1 protein-coding gene is annotated in these 1,275 nt (G+C 55.1%); it reads right to left on the bottom strand.

Annotation, left to right across the window (positions count from 1 at the left end; all coding sequences use genetic code 11):
• Window positions 1-113 precede the first annotated feature (113 nt).
• Window positions 114-1,031, bottom strand: a complete 918-nt coding sequence (locus AD664_RS00030) for an IS110 family transposase (RefSeq protein WP_053143539.1) — start codon at window positions 1,029-1,031, stop codon at window positions 114-116.
• Window positions 1,032-1,275: the final 244 nt, after the last annotated feature.

The following is a 1,275-nucleotide window of genomic DNA, read 5'->3' as shown; positions in this document are numbered from 1 at the left end:
CTGACACACCGCCTTCGCGGGCAAGCCCGCTCCCACAATTGTTTTTGTGGTGGCTGCGGTATTTGTGGCAAGCAGGATCCTTGTGGGAGCAACTGTCTTACCTCTGCCACCCGTCACCGCCATTCAGTGCCGTCTCGAAGCATGGCATTCAGTCTGATTAGCAATATTCGCATGCAGGCGATGAGCGCGACTTTCGCGCTCTTGCCTCGCCCTCGAAGTGCTTCGTACCGGGCCTTGAAGTCGGCGTGATAGCGGATGACAACCCAGCACGACATATAAAGCGCACGTCTGACCCGCGCTCTTCCTCCGTAAATCTGACGTTTGCCGCTGTGATTGCCACTGTCGTCGTTGTAGGGGGCGATTCCCGCCAGGGCCGCGATCTCTCTGCGATCAAGCTCACCSAGCTCAGGCAGGTAAACCAACAAACTAGCAGTCGCCACAGTGCCGATCCCTTTAACTGATGTGAGTCGGTCGGCTTTCTCCGCATCCAGCTTACGCATGCTTTGATTAATGGCTTTGCCAAACTGCTTGATTTGGATTTGCAGGTAGCGAATATGATCTTTGATCACCTCGATAACCGCCGGAAGCTGAGCCTGCTGTAGTCGGCGCTTGTTGTCATCTCGTTGCTGGACGAAGTGTTCGCGCAGCTGAATCAGCTCCCGCAGTGCTTCACGCTCAGGTGAAATGGGCTTTTCGTGAGACGCATGCAGAGCTTCGGCAAAATCGGCAAGAACAGCCGCATCGATGGGGTCGGTCTTGGCATTCTTGCCCATTGCTACGGCGAAGGCTCTAGCCCGGCGAGGGTTGATCCTGAGCACATTGAAACCTGCCTCCTGCAGTGCTGCCATAACCTTTCGTTCATAGCCGCCCGTGGCTTCCAGTAACACCCGGCCAATCGTGTATTGGCTTAGCTGTTCGACCAGCTGTGCAAAACCCTCAGACGTATTGGGGACCTCATAGCCTTGGTTCTGTGGTCGAACCCAAACGACGAGATTTGATTTGGATATATCGATACCGACCCAGGAAATCATGGCAAAACCCTCTTACACTCAGAAATGAGAGTGCTCTGGCTTTGCCCACGCTTGTGATTCGAGTGCCGCTCGTACAACTGTTCGGGCTTATGGGCCAGAGTAGAAAGGTAGATGGCAGCTTTGCTCCCACTCGTGCTTCAAGCACCGCGGACTCACAGCTTGCCATCTACCCCTCTCACCCCAGAGTTTATTCCCTTACTCAGACACAAGCGGGCTTGCCCGCGAAGGCGGTGGGTCAGCCAAC

Origin of the sequence: Pseudomonas sp. P97.38 (assembly GCF_001269745.1) — a bacterium.
GTDB classification, from domain to species: Bacteria; Pseudomonadota; Gammaproteobacteria; order Pseudomonadales; family Pseudomonadaceae; genus Aquipseudomonas; species Aquipseudomonas chlororaphis_E.
The sequence above is the reverse complement of the archived record's forward strand: the minus strand, read 5'-3'. Positions and strand labels throughout refer to the sequence as shown.